The sequence below is a fragment of the Spongiibacter tropicus DSM 19543 genome, from assembly GCF_000420325.1.
GTDB lineage: Bacteria > Pseudomonadota > Gammaproteobacteria > Pseudomonadales > Spongiibacteraceae > Spongiibacter > Spongiibacter tropicus.
Genome location: NZ_ATUS01000003.1, coordinates 243,756 through 263,923, shown reverse-complemented (window position 1 = coordinate 263,923; position 20,168 = coordinate 243,756). Strand labels below are relative to the sequence as shown.

General features: G+C 59.4%; 19 protein-coding genes. All 19 read left to right on the top strand.

Annotated features, from left to right (window positions below):
- The first annotated feature begins 133 nt into the window (after nucleotides 1–133).
- The 19 genes from fabV (at nucleotide 134) to G411_RS0114475 (ending at nucleotide 20,114) form a co-directional block, all read left to right on the top strand.
- Entirely contained in the window at nucleotides 134–1,324 is a 1,191-nt protein-coding gene (fabV, locus tag G411_RS0114570; RefSeq protein ID WP_022959953.1) for an enoyl-ACP reductase FabV, read from the top strand.
- A gap of 135 nt (nucleotides 1,325–1,459) precedes the next feature.
- Nucleotides 1,460–2,845: an MATE family efflux transporter gene (locus G411_RS20645; protein ID WP_022959952.1), complete on the top strand. Its 1,386-nt coding sequence runs from the start codon at nucleotides 1,460–1,462 to the stop codon at nucleotides 2,843–2,845.
- 66 nt (nucleotides 2,846–2,911) lie between these two features.
- Entirely contained in the window at nucleotides 2,912–3,745 is an 834-nt protein-coding gene (locus G411_RS0114560) for an MBL fold metallo-hydrolase (RefSeq protein ID WP_037509501.1), read from the top strand.
- Nucleotides 3,746–3,975: 230 nt separating this feature from the next.
- Nucleotides 3,976–5,145: a CehA/McbA family metallohydrolase gene (locus tag G411_RS0114555; protein WP_022959950.1), complete on the top strand. Its 1,170-nt coding sequence runs from the start codon at nucleotides 3,976–3,978 to the stop codon at nucleotides 5,143–5,145.
- Nucleotides 5,146–5,328: 183 nt separating this feature from the next.
- Nucleotides 5,329–6,969, top strand: coding sequence for a FadD3 family acyl-CoA ligase (locus G411_RS0114545; RefSeq protein ID WP_022959949.1), 1,641 nt, complete (start codon nucleotides 5,329–5,331; stop codon nucleotides 6,967–6,969).
- Nucleotides 6,966–7,481, top strand: a complete 516-nt coding sequence (locus tag G411_RS0114540; RefSeq protein ID WP_022959948.1) for an Lrp/AsnC family transcriptional regulator — start codon at nucleotides 6,966–6,968, stop codon at nucleotides 7,479–7,481. Before G411_RS0114545 ends, G411_RS0114540 begins: the two co-directional genes overlap by 4 nt.
- Nucleotides 7,482–7,483: 2 nt before the next feature.
- Nucleotides 7,484–7,969 carry an Lrp/AsnC family transcriptional regulator gene (locus G411_RS0114535; RefSeq protein WP_022959947.1) on the top strand — a complete coding sequence of 162 codons (486 nt, stop codon included), beginning with the start codon at nucleotides 7,484–7,486 and terminating at the stop codon, nucleotides 7,967–7,969.
- A 141-nt stretch (nucleotides 7,970–8,110) separates the two neighbouring features.
- A complete protein-coding gene (locus G411_RS0114530; RefSeq protein WP_022959946.1) occupies nucleotides 8,111–8,986 on the top strand; it encodes a CoA transferase subunit A in 876 nt (291 codons plus the stop codon).
- Nucleotides 8,987–9,007: 21 nt separating this feature from the next.
- Complete coding sequence (locus G411_RS0114525; RefSeq protein WP_022959945.1) at nucleotides 9,008–9,811, top strand: CoA-transferase subunit beta; 804 nt, start codon at nucleotides 9,008–9,010, stop codon at nucleotides 9,809–9,811.
- Nucleotides 9,812–9,887: 76 nt separating this feature from the next.
- Nucleotides 9,888–10,955, top strand: a complete 1,068-nt coding sequence (locus tag G411_RS0114520) for an NAD(P)H-dependent flavin oxidoreductase (RefSeq protein ID WP_022959944.1) — start codon at nucleotides 9,888–9,890, stop codon at nucleotides 10,953–10,955.
- Nucleotides 10,955–11,710 (top strand): enoyl-CoA hydratase family protein, encoded by a 756-nt coding sequence (locus G411_RS0114515; RefSeq protein WP_022959943.1) that lies wholly within the window; start codon nucleotides 10,955–10,957, stop codon nucleotides 11,708–11,710. The genes G411_RS0114520 and G411_RS0114515 overlap by 1 nt, the downstream gene beginning before the upstream one ends.
- 48 nt (nucleotides 11,711–11,758) lie before the next feature.
- Nucleotides 11,759–12,931: an acyl-CoA dehydrogenase gene (locus G411_RS0114510; RefSeq protein WP_022959942.1), complete on the top strand. Its 1,173-nt coding sequence runs from the start codon at nucleotides 11,759–11,761 to the stop codon at nucleotides 12,929–12,931.
- Nucleotides 12,932–12,941: 10 nt separating this feature from the next.
- The gene (locus G411_RS0114505) at nucleotides 12,942–13,991 is read left to right on the top strand and encodes an acyl-CoA dehydrogenase family protein (protein WP_022959941.1); all 1,050 of its coding nucleotides are present in this window, start codon (nucleotides 12,942–12,944) and stop codon (nucleotides 13,989–13,991) included.
- Nucleotides 13,992–14,009: 18 nt separating this feature from the next.
- A complete protein-coding gene (locus G411_RS0114500; RefSeq protein ID WP_022959940.1) occupies nucleotides 14,010–15,158 on the top strand; it encodes an acetyl-CoA C-acetyltransferase in 1,149 nt (382 codons plus the stop codon).
- Nucleotides 15,159–15,361: 203 nt separating this feature from the next.
- Entirely contained in the window at nucleotides 15,362–16,246 is an 885-nt protein-coding gene (locus G411_RS0114495) for an SDR family oxidoreductase (RefSeq protein ID WP_022959939.1), read from the top strand.
- A 30-nt stretch (nucleotides 16,247–16,276) separates the two neighbouring features.
- On the top strand, nucleotides 16,277–16,816 hold the full coding sequence (locus G411_RS0114490) for a YfaZ family outer membrane protein (RefSeq protein ID WP_022959938.1): 540 nt from the start codon (nucleotides 16,277–16,279) through the stop codon (nucleotides 16,814–16,816).
- Between the two features lie 34 nt (nucleotides 16,817–16,850).
- Nucleotides 16,851–18,020 carry an acyl-CoA dehydrogenase family protein gene (locus G411_RS0114485; protein WP_022959937.1) on the top strand — a complete coding sequence of 390 codons (1,170 nt, stop codon included), beginning with the start codon at nucleotides 16,851–16,853 and terminating at the stop codon, nucleotides 18,018–18,020.
- 44 nt (nucleotides 18,021–18,064) lie between these two features.
- The gene (locus tag G411_RS0114480; RefSeq protein ID WP_022959936.1) at nucleotides 18,065–19,255 is read left to right on the top strand and encodes an acyl-CoA dehydrogenase family protein; all 1,191 of its coding nucleotides are present in this window, start codon (nucleotides 18,065–18,067) and stop codon (nucleotides 19,253–19,255) included.
- A gap of 70 nt (nucleotides 19,256–19,325) precedes the next feature.
- Nucleotides 19,326–20,114: an SDR family oxidoreductase gene (locus tag G411_RS0114475; protein ID WP_022959935.1), complete on the top strand. Its 789-nt coding sequence runs from the start codon at nucleotides 19,326–19,328 to the stop codon at nucleotides 20,112–20,114.
- Nucleotides 20,115–20,168 lie beyond the last annotated feature (54 nt).

Here is a 20,168-nt window from a genome sequence, read left to right as displayed (position 1 = left end):
ACAGTTAAGCTGCAATTTCTCGAATCGGTATTTTGTGCAGAATTCAAAGTTGACAGTGAGTATTAGTCGGGGCTGCCCGAACGCCTTATAATGCCCGCCAATAAAGGCTTTCAACGATGGAGTAGAGAAGCGAATGATCATTAAACCCCGTGTGCGCGGCTTCATGTGTGTGACCACTCACCCTGTGGGCTGCGAGGCCAATGTCCGTCAGCAGATCGACTATGTGAAAGCCCAGGGCGAGATTCCCAATGGTCCCAAGAAGGTATTGGTGATCGGCGCCTCTACCGGCTACGGTCTGGCGTCCCGGATCAGTGCCGCGTTTGGCAGTGGTGCCGCCACGCTGGGCATTTTTTTCGAGAAAGAAGGTACTGAGAAAAAGCCGGGCACGGCTGGCTGGTACAACTCGGCAGCCTTTCACAAATTTGCCGATGCGGAAGGGCTGTATGCCAAAAGCATCAACGGTGACGCCTTTTCTGATGAGATCAAGGAAAAAACCATTGCGCAGATCAAGGCGGATCTCGGGCAAGTCGATCTCGTGGTATACAGCCTGGCGGCGCCACGCCGCCAGCATCCAAAGAGTGGCGAGGTGTTCAACTCCACCCTGAAGCCCATCGGTAAGGATGTCAGTCAGCGTGGGGTGAATACCGACAAGGAAACCATCGAAACCGTCACGCTCCCGGCGGCGACTCAGGATGACATCGACAGTACCGTCGCCGTGATGGGCGGTGAAGACTGGCAGATGTGGATTGAGGCGCTGGATGAGGCGGGCGTGCTGGCTGACGGTGCGAAGACCACGGCCTACACCTATCTCGGTGAGCGTATTACCTGGGATATCTATTGGCATGGCACGATTGGCCGCGCCAAGCAGGATCTGGACAAGCGGGTGATTGATATCCGTGAGCGACTGGCGGCGAAGGGCGGCGATGCCCGTGTGTCGGTGCTGAAAGCTGTGGTGACTCAGGCCAGTTCTGCCATTCCGATTATGCCGCTGTATCTGTCGTTGCTGTTTAAAGTAATGAAGGCGGACGGCAGCCACGAAGGCTGTATTGAGCAGGTCTACGGTTTATTCCGCAAAAGCTTGTACGGGGATCAACCGACCTGCGACGAGGAGGGCCGCTTGCGGGCCGACGGTCTCGAACTGCGACCGGAAATTCAGCAGGCGGTTTCGGACGCCTGGGACAAAGTCACCACGGAAAACCTGCATGACGTCACCGATTTTGCCGGTTACAAACAGGAATTCCTCAAGCTGTTTGGCTTTGGTGTCGACGGCGTGGACTACGAAGCGGATGTCGATCCGGTCGTACCCATCGCCGAGCTGGTGTGAACCAGTGAGGCAATAACAAGGACGGGGGCTGAGGCCCCCGTTTTCGTTTCCTCTCACGCTGCCGTTAACGCGTTTGCGGCGCCGCCATTGCTGCGTTAGAGTGCAGCCCCGTTCACGCCCGCCCGAGAGTTTTTCATGCCTGTCAGCGCCAGAGAGGAATTGCGTCGTCAGTTAACGATTGCCCTGCCTATTGTTGGCGGTCAGTTGGCGCAATCCGCCAATGGCTTTGTCGATACGGTCATGGCGGGGCGGGTCTCTGCGGTCGATCTGGCCGCCGTTGCGGTCGGGGCCAGCATCTGGGTGCCGGTCTTTTTATTCCTGACCGGCCTGCTGATGGCCACCACCTCGGTATTGGCCCGCCACCTGGGTGCCGGGCAGCTTGGGCGAATAAACCCCACCATGCATCAGTCGATGATGCTGGCGCTGCTGGCCGGGATTGCCGGCGCGCTGTTGCTGCAGAATACCGGATTCATTCTGAGCCGGATGGATGTTGATGCGCAGATTCAGCCGATGGTGGAGGATTACCTCTTTGGCCTGAGCTGGGGCCTGCCTGCCATCGCCGTAGTGCTGTCGCTGCGCAGTTATACTGAAGCGCTGGGCGATACCCGCCCGGTGCTGTGGATCAGTGTGATTGGCCTGCTGGTCAATATTCCCGTCAACTACGTGCTGATTTACGGCAAGCTGGGCTTCCCGGCCCTGGGGGGCGTGGGCTGCGGCTGGGCCACTGCGGTGGTGATGAATCTGATGGCTGTGTTGATGGTGCTCTACGTGAAATTCAACGACAGCTACGCCCAGCGAGGGTGTAAGCTGGAGCTGCGCCCCTGGCAATTTGAGCCACCGACGCTGCGCTACCTGTTTGTATTGGGCTTGCCGGTGGCATTGGCGATCTTCTTTGAAGTCAGCATTTTTGCGGTGATTGCACTGTTGTTGAGCCAGTCTGGCGCCATTGTTGTTGCCGGTCATCAATTGACGCTGAATTTCACATCGCTGGTATTCATGCTGCCACTCAGTTTTGCTCTGGCGGCCACCTCGCGAATAGGACATGCCCGGGGTCGTGAAGACGAAGAAGGGCTGCGTCTGGCTATTCGTATTGCCTTCCGGATTACGGCCGTCATTGGCGTGACGGCGGCAGCGTTGCTGGTGGTGAGCCGCGAGTGGATTCCGCGCATTTATACCGACAACCCCGAAGTGCTGTCGCTGGCCAGTTATCTGCTGCTATTCGCGGCGCTGTATCAGATCTCCGATGCCTTGCAGGTGACCGCCAACGGTTGTCTGCGCGGCTTTGAAGATACCCAGGTGCCGATGTATCTGACCCTGTTTTCCTACTGGGGTGTTGGTCTGCCGGCTGGCTATGTTCTCGCCACCGAGGCTTTTGGAACGACCGCGATGGGCCCGAGTGGCTATTGGTTGGGCTTGTTCGCCGGCTTGAGTAGTGCGGCGTTATTGCTGGGGGCCAGATTGCGCTGGCGTATGGGTCAGCCCCTGCTGACTGAACAGCATCGCGCCCAGCGCGCGCTTTAATTTCCCACCGCTTTCCGACATGCTGGGCGTTGTGCCATTGCGGTGAGTACACAGAGGGTAATAGCTATGCAGGCTGGCGTTCTTCAAAATCTGGCTCCGAATGTTCACCGGTTGATCGCGCCAAATCCCAGCGTGATGACCGGGCCGGGCACCAATGCCTATCTGCTGGGAAATCAGCGGATCACCGTGCTTGATCCCGGTCCCGCCATCGATGAGCACATTGATGCTATCAATGCGGCGATTCGTGATCTCGGCGGCGAGCTGGAGCAGATTGTGGTGACCCATACCCATCCCGACCACTCGCCCGCGGCGGCCATTCTGGCTGAGCAGCACGGCGTGCCCTTGCTGGGGCGTGCCATTGCCAATGATGGCTATCAGGACACCAGCTTTCAGCCCCATATTGAATTGCAGCACGATCAGGCCATTGACGTTGAAGGCGAGATCCTCAGGGCGATATACACGCCGGGCCATGTCGATAACCACTTCTGCTTCCTGCACGAAGCCACGGGGCTGATGTTTACCGGCGACCATATTATGCAGGGCTCGACCGTGGTGATTATTCCGCCCGCTGGCGATATGGCTGACTATATCGCCTCGCTGGAAACCATGTTGGGCTATCCGCTGCGTGCCCTGGCTCCCGGACATGGCAGCGTGATTGAGGACGCCGGGGCCGAGATTCGCGGCCTGATTGCCCACCGCCTCGGTCGCGAGAGCAAAGTTCGCAAGGCCCTGCAGCAACACGGTGCGGGTGACCTCGAAGCACTGGTCAAGGTGGCCTACGACGATGTCCCTGTCGACATCCACAGCATTGCGCAACTGTCGCTCTGGGCGCATCTGCTTAAGCTGAAAAAGCAGGGTGAGGCCCACGAGCAGGATGGTGTCTGGCACCCTGTTAAGTAGGTCTGCTGGCGTTATTCCTATCTTCTTTTGTGCCCCGCTGTTCGGTGTCGGGGCTTAATTAAGTTGTCATAAAATTCTGCGACAGTGCGCGCCTTTAACGGCTTTGCCGTTACCATCGGCGCAGGTGGATATCTTGTATCCACTCCTGCCCATCTATCTTTTTCGCTAGCCGCCAGAGCGGTGTCTCCGGTGCGGGCGTGATCTGTCGTTAAAGTCGGAGCTTAAGGGCAATGAAGCACTTTCGGGTGAGCATGGGGCTGTGGTTGCTGTTGGGATTGTCTGCTTGTGGCGGTGACTCGGGTGGCGGTGCTGGAGATAGCGATGCTGATCGCTTTGCGGCAGCCAGTGTCAGCGATGGAGTCTGGATGAAGGGCGACCTGCACTTGCACTCTCACCACAGCAGCGATGCTACCAGTCCGCTGGCGGGCCTGGTGGCTCTGGCAGAAGAGGTGGGGATGGATTATTTCATTATCACCGATCACGACAACCATGTTGAAGGCCGCATAGCGGAGCATACCTGGGCTGATCCGGATTACCGCTCTGACTCGATGGTCATGCTGTATGGCGCCGAATGGACCAATCACCGAGGTCACGGCAATGTCATTGCTGCCCAGCCCTACGAGCATGAATTGCTGTATCAGGTACGCGATGATCTCGATGTGGTGATCGGCGATGTGATCGACAGCCTCGGCGTCCACATGTCGGCCTGTCACCCCGCCGGCAGCGATGCATGGAATTTCAGTTACGACTTCGCCCGCGGCATAGAGGTTTGGAATTCATCCATCTGGCTGCTGCATTCCGGGGCTACGCAAATCTGGGATGACCTGCTCAAGTCAGGACGGCGGATAACCGGTCGCGGCGGCAGCGATGCCCACCACGGCCCGTTGGGCGAGGGCGATATGACTAGCCCCAGCGCCTGGCAGAGTATCGCCAATGTGTTGGGTACGCCCACCACCTGGGTGTTTGCACGTGAGCGAAGCCCCGAAGCAGTGGTGGAGGCATTGGATGCCGGGCGCGCCTCGATCAGTGTGAATCCCAACGCCGAGCGGCTGGCGCTGTATGTCGACACTGATGGTGACGGTCAGGCCGACGGCATGATGGGCGACAACCTGCCAGCCACCGGACAGCCGGTCACGTTTATGCTGGAGATGGTGGGCGGTGACTTCGCCGATATTTCCCGCCTCTATACGGTGACGGTGATTAAGAACGGTGAAGAGTTCGGTACATTCACCGTGACCGAATCGCATTTTGAGTTTGAAGATACGCCCGCTGCCGGGGATCGCAGCTACTACCGCGTTGAAGTGCAGGGCTGGCCGTCGGCGTACCTGATTTCGCCGCTGTCACCAGTGCTCAGTACCGCCATGCTCGCACTGTCGAATCCAGTGTACTTCAACTATTAAGCACGCTGTGACTCGCCCGCTGAAATACGGGAGGCAGCCTACCAAAATCTCATCCGAAAGGAGTAGTTGGCGCTGTTATGCGTAGCTGATGACCGGAATCACTACGCATAGCCTTGTTGTTGCACGATTCTGATTCTAGACTCTAGGGCAAAAAACTGTCCGTCTATTTTCAGGGTTTTCGCCATGTCCTCACCTTCCACGCCTACCAACACCAGCGACGTTCTGAGTAATCTGACTTTGCCGCCGCTGACCATGCCGCGCCTGCTGGGCTGGGCGGCTCAGCAATATGGCGATAAAACAGCGATCCGCGAGGCGGGTGAGAACACCAGCTATCGACAGCTCAACGATCTGCGCCGTCAGGCCGGGCGGGCCTTTCTGAGCATGGGGGTGAAGCGCGGTGACCGCGTGGCGATCTGGGCGCCCAACAGTGCCCGCTGGATTGTCGCCGCCTTGGGTTTGCAGTCGGTAGGCGCGGTATTGGTGCCGCTGAATACCCGGCTGAATGCCTCGGAAGCGGCGGATATTCTTCGTCGCGCGGGGGTGAGCGTGCTGCTGACCGTTGCCAAGCTGGAGGCCGCTGATCCCGCTGAGATGGTCACGGCAGAGTCGCTGCCGGACCTGACAGCCAGTATCCGCCTGGATGCCGACAGCGATATCGCTGAGCAACTGGGCTGGATGACGTTTATGGCCAAATCCGCCGAGGCCGACGATGCGGCCTTTATTGCGCTGGAGCGTGCCATAGAACCTTCCGACAGCGTCGATATGCTGTTTACCTCCGGCACCACCGGCAAGGCCAAGGGGGTGTTGTGCAGTCACGAGCAGAACATTCGCGTGTTTGCGACCTGGAGCGACACGGTCGGCCTGAGCGGCGACGATATTTATCTGATTATTAACCCCTTCTTTCACTCCTTTGGTTACAAAGCGGGTTGGTTGGCGGCGCTGATTACCGGCTGCACCATCGTGCCCATGGCGCAGTTTGATCGCCGGGCCGTGATGGAGACCATCACGGCTGAGCGGGTGAGTATGTTGCCCGGCGCCCCCTCGCTGTATGAAATGCTGCTGGCTGATCCCGAGCGCGATAACTATGACCTGTCGAGCCTGCGCCTCGGCGTGACCGGCGCGGCATCCGTGCCGGTCAAGCTGGTTGAGGACATGCGTGATGTGCTGGGCTTTGAAACCGTGGTCACTGCATACGGCCTTACCGAATCCACCGGCGTAGTCACCATCTGTCGTCCTGACGACGAGCCGCAAACCATTGCCAGCACCTGCGGTCGCGCCATGCCGGGTGTGGAGCTGAAATGCGCCGACCCGCAAACTGGCGAGGCCCGCGCGCCGGGTGAGGAGGGCGAGGTGTGGCTGCGCGGCTACAACGTCATGCAGGGTTACTTCGATATGCCCGAGGCTACCGCTGAGGCGATTACCGCCGACGGCTGGCTGCGCACTGGCGATATCGGCGTCATGGACGAGCGTGGCTATTTGCGCATCACCGACCGCCTGAAGGATATGTACATCATGAACGGCGAGAACGTCTATCCGGCGGAGGTGGAAAAGCTGCTTTACAACCTGGATGGCGTCGCGCAGGTGGCGGTGATTGGCGTACCGAAGGCGCCTCAGGGGGAGGTCGGCATGGCCTTTGTGGTGTGCCGTCCCGATGCCGAATTGACCGCCGAGCAGGTCAAGGCTTTCTGCGCTGACAAATTGGCTCGTTACAAACAACCCTATTACGTGGAGTTTGTGGAGAGCTTGCCGATGAATGCCTCCGGCAAAGTGCTGAAGACTGAGCTGGCCAAACAGGCGACCGCGTTGCTGGGCGGTGGCGCGTGAATATTGGCAGTGGTGAAGGGGCGCTGCCATCGCTGGCCGGTGACAACACGCATCACGGTATGGACGAGGTCGACTTTCGCATCGTGGCGCTGCTGCGCCGTGATGGTCGTATGCCCTTCAAAACCATTGCTGCCGAACTGGGCCTGACCGAGGCAACCGTGCGATCGCGTGTGCGCCGCATGGAAGAGTCAGACAGCCTGCGTGTGGTGGCGGTCACCGATTATGAAGCGGTGGGTTACAGCATGATGCTGGCCGTAGGTATTCAGGTAGAAGGCCGGCCGGCAGACGCGGTGGCCGAGGACCTGGCCGGGTTTTCCCAGGTATTTTCTGTTTGTCAGGTCGTGGGCACACTGGACATAGAAGCTCTGGCGGTCGCTCGCGATCAGGAAGACCTGAATGCCTTGCTGGCCAAGCTGGCGGCGGTGCCGGGGGTGCGCAAGCTGGAGCCCTCGGTGGCGCTGGACGTGCTCAAAAATCAATCCAATTGGGTGCCGTTCGGTCACGGGGTATAACAGTGCAAAAGAAACAGCTCGACGAACTGGACCTGAAAATTCTCGATGGCCTCGCCCATGACGCCCGCACCAGCAATCGCAAGATTGCGGCGGAGTTGGGGGTGACCGAGGGTACCGTGCGTTCGCGGATCAAGCGCATGGAAGCCGAAGGTCTGGTGCGTATCACCGCGATGACCAACATCGCCCGGCTGCGAAACCCGATTCTCGCCTACATTTGGGTGGAGGCGGAACGCAGCGCCCAGTGCGAAGAGCTGGCGCAGCGTCTGGCCGAGGTGCCGGAAATTGGTTTTGTGGGAAAAATGCTGGGTCGCTTCGACCTTCTCGCCATTACTTTAGTGCAGGATCACGCCGAGCTGGCGGCGTTTCTGCACCGTCGTATCAGCGGCTTGCCCGGTGTGCTGCGAACCGAGTGTTCTCTCGGGGTCAATTTCGTCAAGCACGATTACCGTATGAGCCGGATTGTTCGCGCAGAATCCGATAAGAACTAAAAACGGTTTTGCGTAATCTGTTTGGCTTATAGCTTCGGATTTTTTCGTTGGTAAGCTTTCCGCTCTGCTGTTATGCGTAGCAGATGCTGAGCCTGAAACCACTTTTCGGGCGGCAAACTCACTTTCAATTAAGGAGTGGACGTGAATAAAGAAATGGCTTTGCAGGAGCTCGTTGGCGAGCTGCGCGATGGCATGACCATCGGTATTGGTGGCTGGGGTCCCCGCCGTAAGCCCATGGCGCTGATCCGTGAAATTCTCAAGTCAGACCTGAAAGATCTGACGGTCGTGGCCTACGGTGGTGCCGATGTCGGCATGCTGTGCGCCGCCGGTAAGGTGAAAAAAGTGGTGTTCGCCTTCGTGTCACTGGATTTCATCCCCCTGGAGCCGTATTTCCGTCAAGCTCGCCAGAACGGCGACATCGAGGTCATGGAAATTGACGAAGGCATGATGTTGCTGGGCCTGCGCGCCGCTGCCTGGGGGTGTCCGTTTATCCCCAGCAAGCTGGGTTTGGGCACCGATGTTGTCAAGCATAACCCCGAGATCAAATTGATCGACAGCCCCTACGACGATAAAGAGTGGCTGGCCATGCCCGCGCTGAAGCTGGATGCCGCGCTGATTCATGTCGACCGTGCCGACCGCCGTGGCGTCTGCCAGATCAAAGGCCCGGACATTTACATGGATGACTGGATGGCCCGCGCCGCCGACAAAACCTTTGTCAGCTGCGAAGAACTGGTCGACACCGATTACTTTGCCGAGGGCGATGAAGCCCGCTACGTATTCTGGGAGCGCACCATGACGTCGGCGGTGATCCCCGTTGCCGGTGGCGCTCACCCCAGTTCCTGTGCGCCGCTCTACGGTTTCGATGTGCCGCACTTCCAGGAGTACAACAGCTCAGCCAAAGAAGGCGGCTTCGAGGCCTACTTCGACAAGTACATCAAGGGCCGCAGCGAGGCGGAATACCAGGACGCCGTGGGCGGACTGGATGCCATTCGCCAACTGCCAATGCCTGTTTACTGAGATCGGTCTGAGGAATTTTTTATGAGTACTCCCGCAACTGAATACAGCCTGGCCGAGCTGATGATTTGTGCCAATGCCAGTGCCTACGACAACGATGGCGAAGTGCTGGTGACCGGTATCGGCGTACTGCCGCGTATTGCCGCGAGTCTGGCGATGCTGAGCAGCAACACCGATATTCTGATGACGGACTCCGAGGCCTGGTTGCTGTCGGAGCCGAATCCGGTCGGTAAGCGCCCGGCAGATTTCAAACAGAAAAATGAAACCTGGATGGGCTTCAGCCGCATCTTTGACAACGTCTGGAGCGGACGTCGTCACCTGACCGGTGGCCCGACTCAGATCGACCGTTTTGCCCAGGCCAATATCTCAGCGCTGGGTAGTGACTACAGCAAACCCAAAGTACAGATGCTGGGTGTGCGCGGTTTTCCCGGCAACTCCATCAGTCACGCCAACAGCTACCTGGTGCCTGCTCACAGCACGCGGGTGTTTGTCGACGGTGAGTGCGATGTGGTCTGCACTATCGGCTACAACCCCGACCGTCTGCCCAAGGGCTACAGCTTTGACGAAATCGACGTGCGTCAGGTTTACACCAACCTCGGCGTGTTTGATTTCCGCGGCCCGAACCGCCAGATGCAGATTGTCAGCCTGCACCCCGGTGTGACCGTGGAAGAAGTTCAGGAAAATACTGGATTCCCGGTACATGTTCCCGACACGATTCCGACCACGACAGCGCCGACTGAAGAGCAACTGGAGATTATCCGCCGCATCGATCCGCACAATCTGCGGGCCAAGCAGCTCAAGGATAATCCTCCAGGTGTTCGCGGCTAAGACGCGGCAGCCAACTACAACACCGGCAGTGCAGACTGCCGGTGTTTTGTCGATTCACCACAGGGCTTAACGAGCAATGTCGACGTTACTCAACACCCGCATCACTGAACTGCTGGGCTGCAAATACCCGGTCATCCAGACGGCGATGGGCTGGGTTGCTGACCCCAAACTGGTCGCCGCAACCGGCAATGCCGGCGGTTTTGGTTTTTTAGCCGGGGCGACCATTCCCCCCGAGCAGATGGAAGCCAATATCCTCGAAGTGAAATCCCTCACTGACGCCAATTTCGGTGTCAATTTCCACATGTACCAGCCCAATGCCGCCGAGATTATCGATCTGGTGATCAAGCACGGCGTCAAGGCGGTGAGCTATTCGCGCTCACCGGGCAAGGACATGGTGGCGCGCCTGAAAGACGCGGGGGTGGTGTGCATGCCCACGGTGGGTCTGCCCAAACACGCGATTAAAGCCGTGGAAATGGGGGCTGATGCCGTTACGGTGCAGGGCGGTGAAGGCGGCGGCCACACCGGTGCCGTGCCGACCACGCTGTTATTGCCGCAAGTTGTTGATGCTGTGGGTGACAAGGTGCCGGTACTGGGCGCAGGTGGCTTTAAAGACGGTCGCGGTCTGCTGGCCGCAATGGCGTTCGGTGCCGACGGGATTGCCATGGGGACCCGCTTCCTGCTCACCAAGGAAAGTCCGGTGCCCGAGGCCACCAAACAGCGCTACCTGAGCTGCAAGGACCCCGGCGCGATTATTCGCAGTGAAGCGCTGGATGGCCTGCCGCAGCGGATGATTCTCAACGATTTTCTCACCGAACTGGAGAAAGCCGGTCCGCTGAAAAAACTGCTGATAGCCCTGCGTAATGGCTTGGCATTTCGCAAGTTTACCGGCGCCAGCCTGACGTCGCTGTTGCGCTCGGCGATGGCGATGACCAGCAGCGGTGACATTACCAAGGCGCAGGCCATTATGGCCGCCAACGCGCCGATGATTATCCAGAAAGCGATGGTTGATGGCCGCCCCGACGAGGGTGTATTGCCCTCCGGTCAGGTGGCGGGCGTGATCGATGAATTACTGAGCTGTGAAGACCTGATTCGCAGCATCGTGGACGAAGCCGAGGCGCGCTTCGCAAACATGGGGAACGCATAATGACTAAGCCATATACCCTGACCATCAGCGACAGCGGTGTTGCTGAAATGATCTTCAATCACCCGCCGGTTAATGCCTTTAACAGCGATGGCTGGTTGGCGATTGCTGCCGAAATCAACGCGATGAGCGACAATGATGCCGTGCGCGCGATCATCATCGGCGCCGAAGGACGCGGTTTTTGCGCGGGCGTTGATATCAAGGAGCTGGCGGCTAACCCGGCCATGATTACCCGTGTGAACAAGGGTAATTACGAAACCTTCAAAGCCATTCACCGCAACCGCAAACCGGTGATCGTCGCCTTGCACGGCTTCGTACTGGGTGGGGGCATTGGTATCAGCGGCGCGGCCGACATCATTGTTGCCTCCGAGTGTGCGACCTTCGCGGTTCCCGAAGTGGATCGTGGCGCGATGGGTGGCGGTGCTCACCTGCAGCGCATGTTCCCGGTACAGAAAGTGCGCTACATGTACTTCACCGGCGAAGCCATCGATGCACAGGAAGCTTACCGCCTGGGCGCCGTCGAGAAAGTCGTGCCCCGTGAGCAACTGATGGATACCGCCCGCGAGATCGCCGATAAAATTGCCGACAAATCGCCGCGTATGATCGAGCTTGCCAAAGAAGCATTGAACGGCGTGGAAGATGGCAATCTGGAAGACAAATATCGCTGGGAGCAGGGCTTCACCCAGGAAGCCTACGCCGAGCCGGACTCCCAGGAAGCCAAAGACGCTTTCGTGCAGAAGCGCGACGCCCAATTCTGATGACAGGCGGGCCTGTCCCGCCGCTGAGTAACGAGACGAGAATCACCGATGAAACTCGAATACACCGCTGAGCATCAGGCATTTCGCGAGGAAGTGCGCGCCTGGTTAAAGGCCAATGTTCCCGCAGAGCCGCTGCAATCCTTCGACACGGAAGCGGGTTTCCAGCAACACCGCGAGTGGGAAGCCAAACTCTACGAAGGCCGCTGGGGCATGATCACCTGGCCGGAAGAAATGGGCGGCCGCGGCGCCGACCTGATGCAATGGCTGATTTTTGAAGAAGAGTATTACGCGGCATCGGCACCGCTGCGGGTGAACCAGAACGGCATCTTCCTGCTTGGCCCCACGCTGATGGAATACGGCACTGAGGAGCAGAAGAAGCGCTTCCTGAACGGCATGGCCACCGGCAAGGATATCTGGTGTCAGGGCTGGTCCGAACCCAATGCCGGCTCTGATATGGCGGCGATTCGTTCCCGCGCCGACCTCAGTGAAGATGGCATGCATTACGTAATCAATGGCCAGAAAACCTGGTCGACTCGCGCCGTGTGGGCCGACTGGTGTTTTGGCATGTTCCGCACTGACCCTGAGTCGGAGCGTCACCACGGTCTGACCTTTATTCTGGTGCCGCTGGACAGCGAAGGTATTACCGTGCGCCCGATTCCACAGCTCGATGGGCTGCCCGGTTTTGCCGAAATCTTCTTTGACAACGTCAAAGTCCCGGTGGACTGCCGTCTGGGCGGCGAGGGCGAGGGCTGGAAAGTGGCGATGGCCACTGCCGGTTTCGAGCGTGGCCTGATGCTGCGTTCCCCCGCCCGCTTTCAGGAAACCGCGCGCCGCCTGGTGGCCCTGTACAAGGCCAATCAGCAAAGTGCTGACGAAGATCCCAGCATCCGCGATGAGGTACTCAGCGCGTATATGGATGCCGAAGCCTACTGCCTGACCACCTATCAAACCGCCTGCCGCCTGATGCAGGGCGGCAAGATTGGCGCTGAAGCCTCAACCAACAAGATCTTCTGGTCAGAGCTGGACCAGCGCATGCACGCCACCGGCCTGAAAATCCTCGCCACCCGTGGTGAGCTGGAGCCGGATTCGCCGGATGCGGGTGATGTAGGCCGCTGGCTGGACGGTTGGCTGTTTGCGCAGTCCGGGCCGATTTACGCGGGCACCAACGAAATTCAACGCAATATCATTGCCGAGCGCATGCTCGGTATGCCGCGCAAATAAGGAGACGGGTATGGACTTTACTTTCAGCGAAGATCAGCTCCTGTTTCAGGAATCCGTGCGCAGCTTTCTGGTGAACGAAAACACCCCTGAAGCCATTCGCCAGCTATGGGAAACCGAGTCGGGTCGCAGCGACGCGCTGTGGGCGCAACTGGCGGAAATGGGGCTGACGGGAATGACCGTGCCGGAAGAGCACGGCGGCCTGGGTATGAGCGAGCTGGACTTTGTGCTGCTGGCGCAGGAAGCCGGTTACGTGGCGCTGTCTGAGCCGCTGGTGAACAGCGTGCTGGTTGCTGCGCCGCTGCTGGCCGAGTGCGGCAACGCCGAGCTGGCGGCTGAGTGGCTGCCGAAGATGGCCTCGGGTGACGCCCGCGTAGTGGTCGGCTTGGGTATTAACAAACTGGTGGAAGACGCGCACTGCGCGGATCTGCTGTTACTCGAGCAGGACGGGGCGATCTACGCTGTCGATCCCGCCAAGGCCACGCTGCGTGCGAATCAGTCTGTCGACCCCGGTCGCAAACTGTTCGGCGTTGAATTCAACAGCGCCGACGCCACCGTGATTGCCGACGGTGATACCGCGCAGTCGCTAATTGCCAATGCCTTGAATCGCGGCGCCCTCGGTGTGGCGGCACAGGCACTGGGGCTGGCTCAGCGAATGATCGACCTTTCCGTCCAGTACACCAGCGAGCGCAAGCAGTTCGGTGTGGCCATCGGCAGCTTCCAGGCAGTGAAACACCACATGGCGAATATCGCCTACAAACTGGAATACGCCAAAACGCCGGTTTACCGCGCGGCCTACGACATCGCCAACAAGCTGCCCCGAGCGACGCTGTCGGTCAGTCACGCCAAGCTGGCTGCCTGCGAAGTGGCCGATCTGGCGGCGAAAAACAGCATTCAGGTACACGGTGCAATGGGTTACACCTGGGAAGTGGACCTGCATATTTTCATGAAGCGCGCCTGGGCCTTTAACAGCAGCTTCGGCACTGCCGGTTTCCACAAGCAGCGTGTAGCCGCCGCCATTCTGGCTGACGACGCCCCACTGGGCGCCGGTGCGACCTTCTAAGAATACGAGGATAGAACGATGGCTGAAGCCTATATTGTCGACGCAGTAAGAAGCCCCACCGGTCGCCGCAAAGGCGGCCTGGCCCATGTTCACGGCGCTGATCTGGGTGGCCATGTGCTCAAGGCAATTGTTGAGCGCAACGGCATTCCCGACAACGAATACGACGATGTGATTTTCGGCTGTGTCGATACCATCGGGCCGCTGGCGGGGGATATTGCCCGCAGCGCCTGGCTGGCCGCCGGCCTGTCACAGGAAGTGCCCGGCACGACGATCGATCGCCAGTGCGGTTCCTCTCAGCAGGCGGTGCACTTCGCGGCGCAGGCGGTAATGTCAGGCACCATGGATGTGGTGGTTGCCGGCGGCGTGCAGACCATGACCCAGATTCCTATTTCCTCGGCGATGATCGCCGCCGAGCCAATGGGCTTCAAAGACCCGTTCTCCGGCTCTGAAGGTTGGGTGGCTCGCTACGGTGCTCAGCCGCCGACCCAGTTCAACTCGGCACAGATGATTGCCGACAAGTGGGAACTGAGCCGCCGCGATCTCGAAGAGTACTCGCTGGAGTCGCATCGCCGCGCCCTGAAGGCGATTGAGGAAGGCCGCTTTGACCGCGAAATTGTGCCGTTGGCGGGTGTCAGCATGGATGAAACGCCGCGCAATACCAACATTGAAAAAATGGCCGAGCTGGACTTCCTGTTTGGCTGCGACAAAGTCACCGCGGCGGTGTCCAGCCAGACCTGTGACGCTTCAAGCGCCGTGCTGGTGGTCAGCGAAGATGCTCTCAAGCGCTACAACCTCACTCCACGCGCCCGCATTCATCATATGAGCGTGCGTGCCGACGATCCGATCTGGATGCTGACCGCACCGATCCCGGCCACCCAGTACGCGCTGAAGAAAGCCGGTATGACACTCAATGACATCGACCTGGTGGAGATCAACGAGGCCTTTGCGTCCGTGGTGATGGCCTGGTTGAAGGAAACCGGTTACGACCACGCCAAGACCAACGTCAACGGCGGCGCGATTGCACTGGGTCACCCGCTGGGTGCGACCGGCACCAAGCTGATGACGACCTTGCTGCATGAGCTGGAGCGTACTGGTGGTCGTTACGGTCTGCAGACCATGTGTGAAGGTGGTGGGCAGGCCAACGTCACCATCATCGAGCGTCTGTAGCGGAACGCCATCTGCGAGCGGCTGGCGGCGTTGCAGGACGTTTTCAACTCGGTCATTTACGGGTTTGTAAACTCCCTCGCTAAAAACGTCCTGCGCCTTGCCAGTCACACGCAGCTGACGTTCTCACGTTTAGGTGCAAGCACGCGCTTGGAAAATTTGAAAACGGGCTTTGGCCCGCACTGAGAAAATTAAGAGGATCTGCAATGGGTGTTTGTCAGGATCGCGTTGTCATCATTACCGGCGCTGGCGGTGGTTTGGGTGCCGCGCACGCAAAAGTCTTTGCCGCCGAAGGGGCGAAGGTCATCGTAAACGATATCAACCAAGAGGCTGCACAGAAGGTTGTTGACGACATTAAAGCCGCCGGTGGCGATGCGGTGGTCAACACGTCCGATATCACCAACTACGACGACAGCTTGAATGCGGTGAAGCAGGCGATTGACACCTATGGCGATCTGCATGTGGTGCTGAACAATGCCGGTATTAACCGCGACCGTATGTTTGCGTCGATGACCGAAGCAGACTGGGACGCGATCATGGCTGTGCATCTGAAAGGCCATTTCTGCATTACCTCTCACGCCGTTCATTACTGGCGCGGTCAGTCCAAAGAGGGCAAGGCGGTGGATGCACGCATTATCAACACCACCTCTGGCGCGGGCCTGCAGGGTTCTGTGGGACAGTCCAACTACGCCGCCGCCAAAGCCGGTATTGCGGCACTGACGCTGAACCAGGCCGCTGAGCTGGCGCGCTACGGTATTACCGCTAATGCGATTGCACCGGCGGCACGTACCGGCATGACCACCGCGGTTGAATCCATGGCGCAGCGCATGGCCAAGCCCGACGACGGCAGCTTTGACTACTGGGCACCGGAAAATGTGTCCTCGCTGCTGACGTGGCTGGGCAGTGCAGAATCCGCCAGTGTGACTGGCCGCGTATTTGAAGCGGAAGGCGGCAAAATTTCGGTGGCCGATGGCTGGCGCAAAGGGCCTGAAGTGGACAAGGGCGCGCGCTGGGAACCGGCCGAAGTCGGGCAGGCGGTAGAGAAAATTCTGGCTGAGGCAGTGCCCGCGCAAAAAGTGTATGGTAGCTGATTTTCCAAACTCGACACGGAGAATCCAACCATGAAATCACCGCTTATTGCTGCGCTGCTGCTCGCCGCCACGGCCAATTCTGCCCTGGCTGGCGGGGTGGCTTTTCGCTTCGGTGATGAAACCTTCGGCGCGTCGGTGGCCGGTGACCTGAGCGCGGACAGCAGTGCGCAGCTCGACTGGATGCACCACGAAGACGATGCCGATCTGGTCTCGCTGGGCCTGTATGCCAATGGTCAGCGCGGTGCTCTGACTGGCCGTGTGGGCGCCAAGGCTATTGCCCTGAGTGCCGATGACAGCGGTTTTGACGGCGCGGTAGCGGCCTTTGGTGGCGACTTGAGCATGCCGCTGAGCGATGTGGTGCGCCTGCGCGGTGGCTTGTACTACGGCCCCGAAGCGACGTCTGCCAGCGACATCGACGGCTATCAGGAGTGGTCGATCAGCGCGGAATTCGCCATTTTTCAAAACTCGGCCCTGGAACTGGGCTATGCCGACATCGAATTTGATGCCAAAGACGGCGGCGAATTCGATTTTGAAGACGGCCTCTTTGTACGCTTGCAGCTCCGGCTGTAATCCTGCAAGGCCGCCGTCGTGAACTGGAGTCTGTATGGAATTTGCGTTTACTGACGAACAGCAAATGATCCGCGATACGGCGGAGGCCTTTCTGAAAGATACCTCGACCAGCGAGGCGGTACGCGCCGCGATGGTCACCGAACTGGGTTATGACGCCGAGCTGTGGCAGCGCCTGTGCGGCGAAATGTACTGGCAGGCGATTCATATTCCCGAAGCCTACGGTGGTCTCGGCCTGTCCTACGTCGAGCTGGTGGCCATCATGGAGCAGATGGGGCGTTATCTGCTCTGTGCCCCTTACTTTTCCACGGTCTGTCTCGCCACCAATGCCCTGCTGTGTGCGGCATCTGAAGAGCAGAAGGCCGAACACCTCGGCGCGATCTGCGAAGGCCGCAGTGCGACACTGGCCTGGCAGTCCGGCCGCGACGGCAGTGCCGCCGGTGTGAGTGCCGCTTACCGCAAAGACGGCGACGATTACATTCTCGACGGCCATTACCGCTATGTGGTCGACGGCCACAGCGCAGAGCTGCTGATCCTGGCCGCTCGCGAAGCCGGCTCTGAAGGTCTGAGTGGCATCAGCCTGTTTGCGGTAGACGCCAGCAGTGCTGGTCTGAGCCGCGAACTGCTGACCACCTTGGATCAAACCCGCCGTCAGGCCAGCCTGAACGTGGACGGTCTGCGTTTGCCTGCGTCCGCCTTGCTGGGCGAGGCGGGTCAAAGCGGCGCGGCACTGGAGAAAACCCTGCAACTGGCGACGGTGGCACTGGCTGCCGAGCAGACCGGGGGGATGCAGCAACTGCTGGACAGTACTGTGGATTACACCCTTGAGCGCAAGCAGTTCAACCGCCCCATCGCCAGCTTCCAGTCCATCAAACACAAAGCCGCCGACATGATGATGCGCAACGAAGTGGCGCGCTCGGCGATTTACTACGCTGCCTGTGTGGCGGATGAAGCCCTGACCGGCGGCCCGCTGGCGGGCGAACTGGCGGAAGCCGCCAGCATCGCCAAGGCCTGGTGTTCCGAGGCCTATTTCAACAATGCCGGTGAGGCGCTGCAGATGCATGGCGGTGTGGGTTTCACTTGGGAATACGATGTTCACCTGTACTTCAAGCGAGCCAAAGCCAGTGAACACCTGCTGGGCAACAGCGATGAGCACCGCGAGCGCGTGGCCAAGCTGCTGCTGGATGGCGACGTTGCGGCGCTGTAAGCGTCCAGAGCCGCAGAACTGAAACAGGCTAAGCGAGAACGAGCATGAAGTTACAATTCAGTGAAAAAGACGAAGCCTTCCGCGCCGAGATTGCCGGGTGGCTGAAAGACAATCTCACCGGTGAATTTGCCCAGTTGAAATTTCGCGGTGGCCCCGGCGACGAGCATATGTTCCCCGAGGAGCGCAAGCGCTGGGAGCAGAAACTGGCGGAAGGCCGCTGGACTTGTGTGGGCTGGCCGGAACAGTACGGCGGTCGCGGCCTGTCGATTGAACAGCAGGTGATTTTTTACGAGGAATACGCCCGTGCCGGTGCGCCGGGGCGCATGGGGCATATCGGCGACGGTCTGGCCGGGCCGACTATTATTGCCTTCGGCAGCGAAGAGCAGAAAGCCAAATACCTGCCGGGCATTCTGGCGGGCACTGAGTTCTGGTGTCAGGGCTACTCTGAGCCGGGGGCCGGTTCCGACCTCGCCAACGTGAAAACCAAGGCGCGTTTCGATGAGGCCAGTGGCAAGTGGATTATCAACGGCCAGAAAGTGTGGACCTCACTGGCCCACGAGTCGGAATACTGCTTTGTTGTGGCGCGTACCGATCCCGATTCGGTGGCCCACAAAGGTCTGGGCTTCTTTCTGGTGAAAATGGATCAGCCCGGCGTGACCGTGCGCCCCATCGAGCAGATCACCGGCACCTCTGAATTCAACGAAGTGTTCTTTGACGATGCCGAGTGCGACGCCGGCGACATCGTCGGTGAGCCCGGCGACGGCTGGAAAGTGGCCATGGGCCTGTTGGGCTTTGAGCGTGGCGTGTCCACCTTGGGCCAGCAGATGGCCTTCCAGAACGAGTTGGATGAAGTGGTGAAGCTGGCCAGGGAAAACGGCGCCGCGGAAGACCCGCAGATCCGCCAACGCCTCGCACAGGCCCACATCGGCCTGAAACTGATGCGCTATAACAGCATGCGCATGCTGTCTGGCGACAAGGGCGACGGCAGCCTGCAGAAAGAGGCGCTGATCTACAAACTGTACTGGGCGAGCTGGCACCGTGATCTGGGTGAGCTGGCGGTGGATATTATGGGCCCCGAGGCCAATATCCTGCCTGAAGCGCCCTATGAACTGAATCGCCTGCAGTCGCTGTTCCTGTTTACCCGCTCCGATACCATTTACGGCGGTACCAATCAGATCCAGCGCAATATTATTGCCGAGCGCGGCTTGGGTATGCCCAAAGAGCCCAAGTGGTAGCCTGAGCACGCGCAGCAGCCAATCAAAAACACGAGCGGGCGCAGCAGACGCCTGCCGCCAGGAGATAATGATGAGTGTGAAGATTCCGGAATACGTTGCGGGCCACGGCCTGCTGAAGGGTAAGTCGGTACTGATTACCGCCGCCGCAGGCGCAGGCATTGGCTTTGCCGCCGCCAAGCGCGCAGTGGAAGAGGGCTGTCGCAGCATTGTGATCAGCGATATTCACGAAGGTCGCCTGAATGACGCCGTAGAGCGCCTGAAAGCGGAAACCGGCTTGGATAAGGTCGACGGTAAAGTCTGCAATGTCGCGGTGGAAGAGGACGTACAGGCGCTCATCGCCTTTGCCGAAGACTTCTGCGGCGGTGTGGACGTGCTGATTAACAACGCCGGCCTGGGCACCACCAAGTCGCTGATCGACATGGAAGACGCCGAGTGGGACCGGGTGATCGATGTGACCCTGAACGGCACCATGCGCATGACTCGCCAGATGATGCGTACCATGAAGGCCCGCGGCGCCGGGGTGATCGTCAACAATGCGTCCGTGCTGGGTTGGCGCGCACAGAAAGAACAGTCACACTACGCAGCGGCCAAAGCCGGTGTGATGGCGCTGACCCGCTGCGCGGCCCTGGAAGCGGCCGACTTCGGTGTGCGGATCAACGCGGTATCGCCGTCGCTGGCGGTGCACCCGATGCTGAAAAAATCGGCCCCCGAAGAGCTGCTGGCTGAGCTGGAAAGCCGCGAGGCCTTTGGTCGCGGTGCGGAAGTCTGGGAAGTGGCCAATGTCATGATGTTCCTGGCCTCGGATTATTCCAGTTACCTGACCGGCGAAATTATCAGCTGCTCCTCGCAGCGCGCCTGATCCACCGACTTATTCACGGCGTCTGCGTGGCGCCTACACAGAACGAGGTTAGAC

Coding starts and splice junctions, on each gene's coding strand:
- fabV (WP_022959953.1), top strand. CDS start 134: ATGATCATTAAACCCCGTGTGCGCGGCTTCATGTGTGTGACCACTCAC.
- G411_RS20645 (WP_022959952.1), top strand. CDS start 1,460: ATGCCTGTCAGCGCCAGAGAGGAATTGCGTCGTCAGTTAACGATTGCC.
- G411_RS0114560 (WP_037509501.1), top strand. CDS start 2,912: ATGCAGGCTGGCGTTCTTCAAAATCTGGCTCCGAATGTTCACCGGTTG.
- G411_RS0114555 (WP_022959950.1), top strand. CDS start 3,976: ATGAAGCACTTTCGGGTGAGCATGGGGCTGTGGTTGCTGTTGGGATTG.
- G411_RS0114545 (WP_022959949.1), top strand. CDS start 5,329: ATGTCCTCACCTTCCACGCCTACCAACACCAGCGACGTTCTGAGTAAT.
- G411_RS0114525 (WP_022959945.1), top strand. CDS start 9,008: ATGAGTACTCCCGCAACTGAATACAGCCTGGCCGAGCTGATGATTTGT.
- G411_RS0114520 (WP_022959944.1), top strand. CDS start 9,888: ATGTCGACGTTACTCAACACCCGCATCACTGAACTGCTGGGCTGCAAA.
- G411_RS0114515 (WP_022959943.1), top strand. CDS start 10,955: ATGACTAAGCCATATACCCTGACCATCAGCGACAGCGGTGTTGCTGAA.
- G411_RS0114510 (WP_022959942.1), top strand. CDS start 11,759: ATGAAACTCGAATACACCGCTGAGCATCAGGCATTTCGCGAGGAAGTG.
- G411_RS0114505 (WP_022959941.1), top strand. CDS start 12,942: ATGGACTTTACTTTCAGCGAAGATCAGCTCCTGTTTCAGGAATCCGTG.
- G411_RS0114500 (WP_022959940.1), top strand. CDS start 14,010: ATGGCTGAAGCCTATATTGTCGACGCAGTAAGAAGCCCCACCGGTCGC.
- G411_RS0114495 (WP_022959939.1), top strand. CDS start 15,362: ATGGGTGTTTGTCAGGATCGCGTTGTCATCATTACCGGCGCTGGCGGT.
- G411_RS0114490 (WP_022959938.1), top strand. CDS start 16,277: ATGAAATCACCGCTTATTGCTGCGCTGCTGCTCGCCGCCACGGCCAAT.
- G411_RS0114485 (WP_022959937.1), top strand. CDS start 16,851: ATGGAATTTGCGTTTACTGACGAACAGCAAATGATCCGCGATACGGCG.
- G411_RS0114480 (WP_022959936.1), top strand. CDS start 18,065: ATGAAGTTACAATTCAGTGAAAAAGACGAAGCCTTCCGCGCCGAGATT.
- G411_RS0114475 (WP_022959935.1), top strand. CDS start 19,326: ATGAGTGTGAAGATTCCGGAATACGTTGCGGGCCACGGCCTGCTGAAG.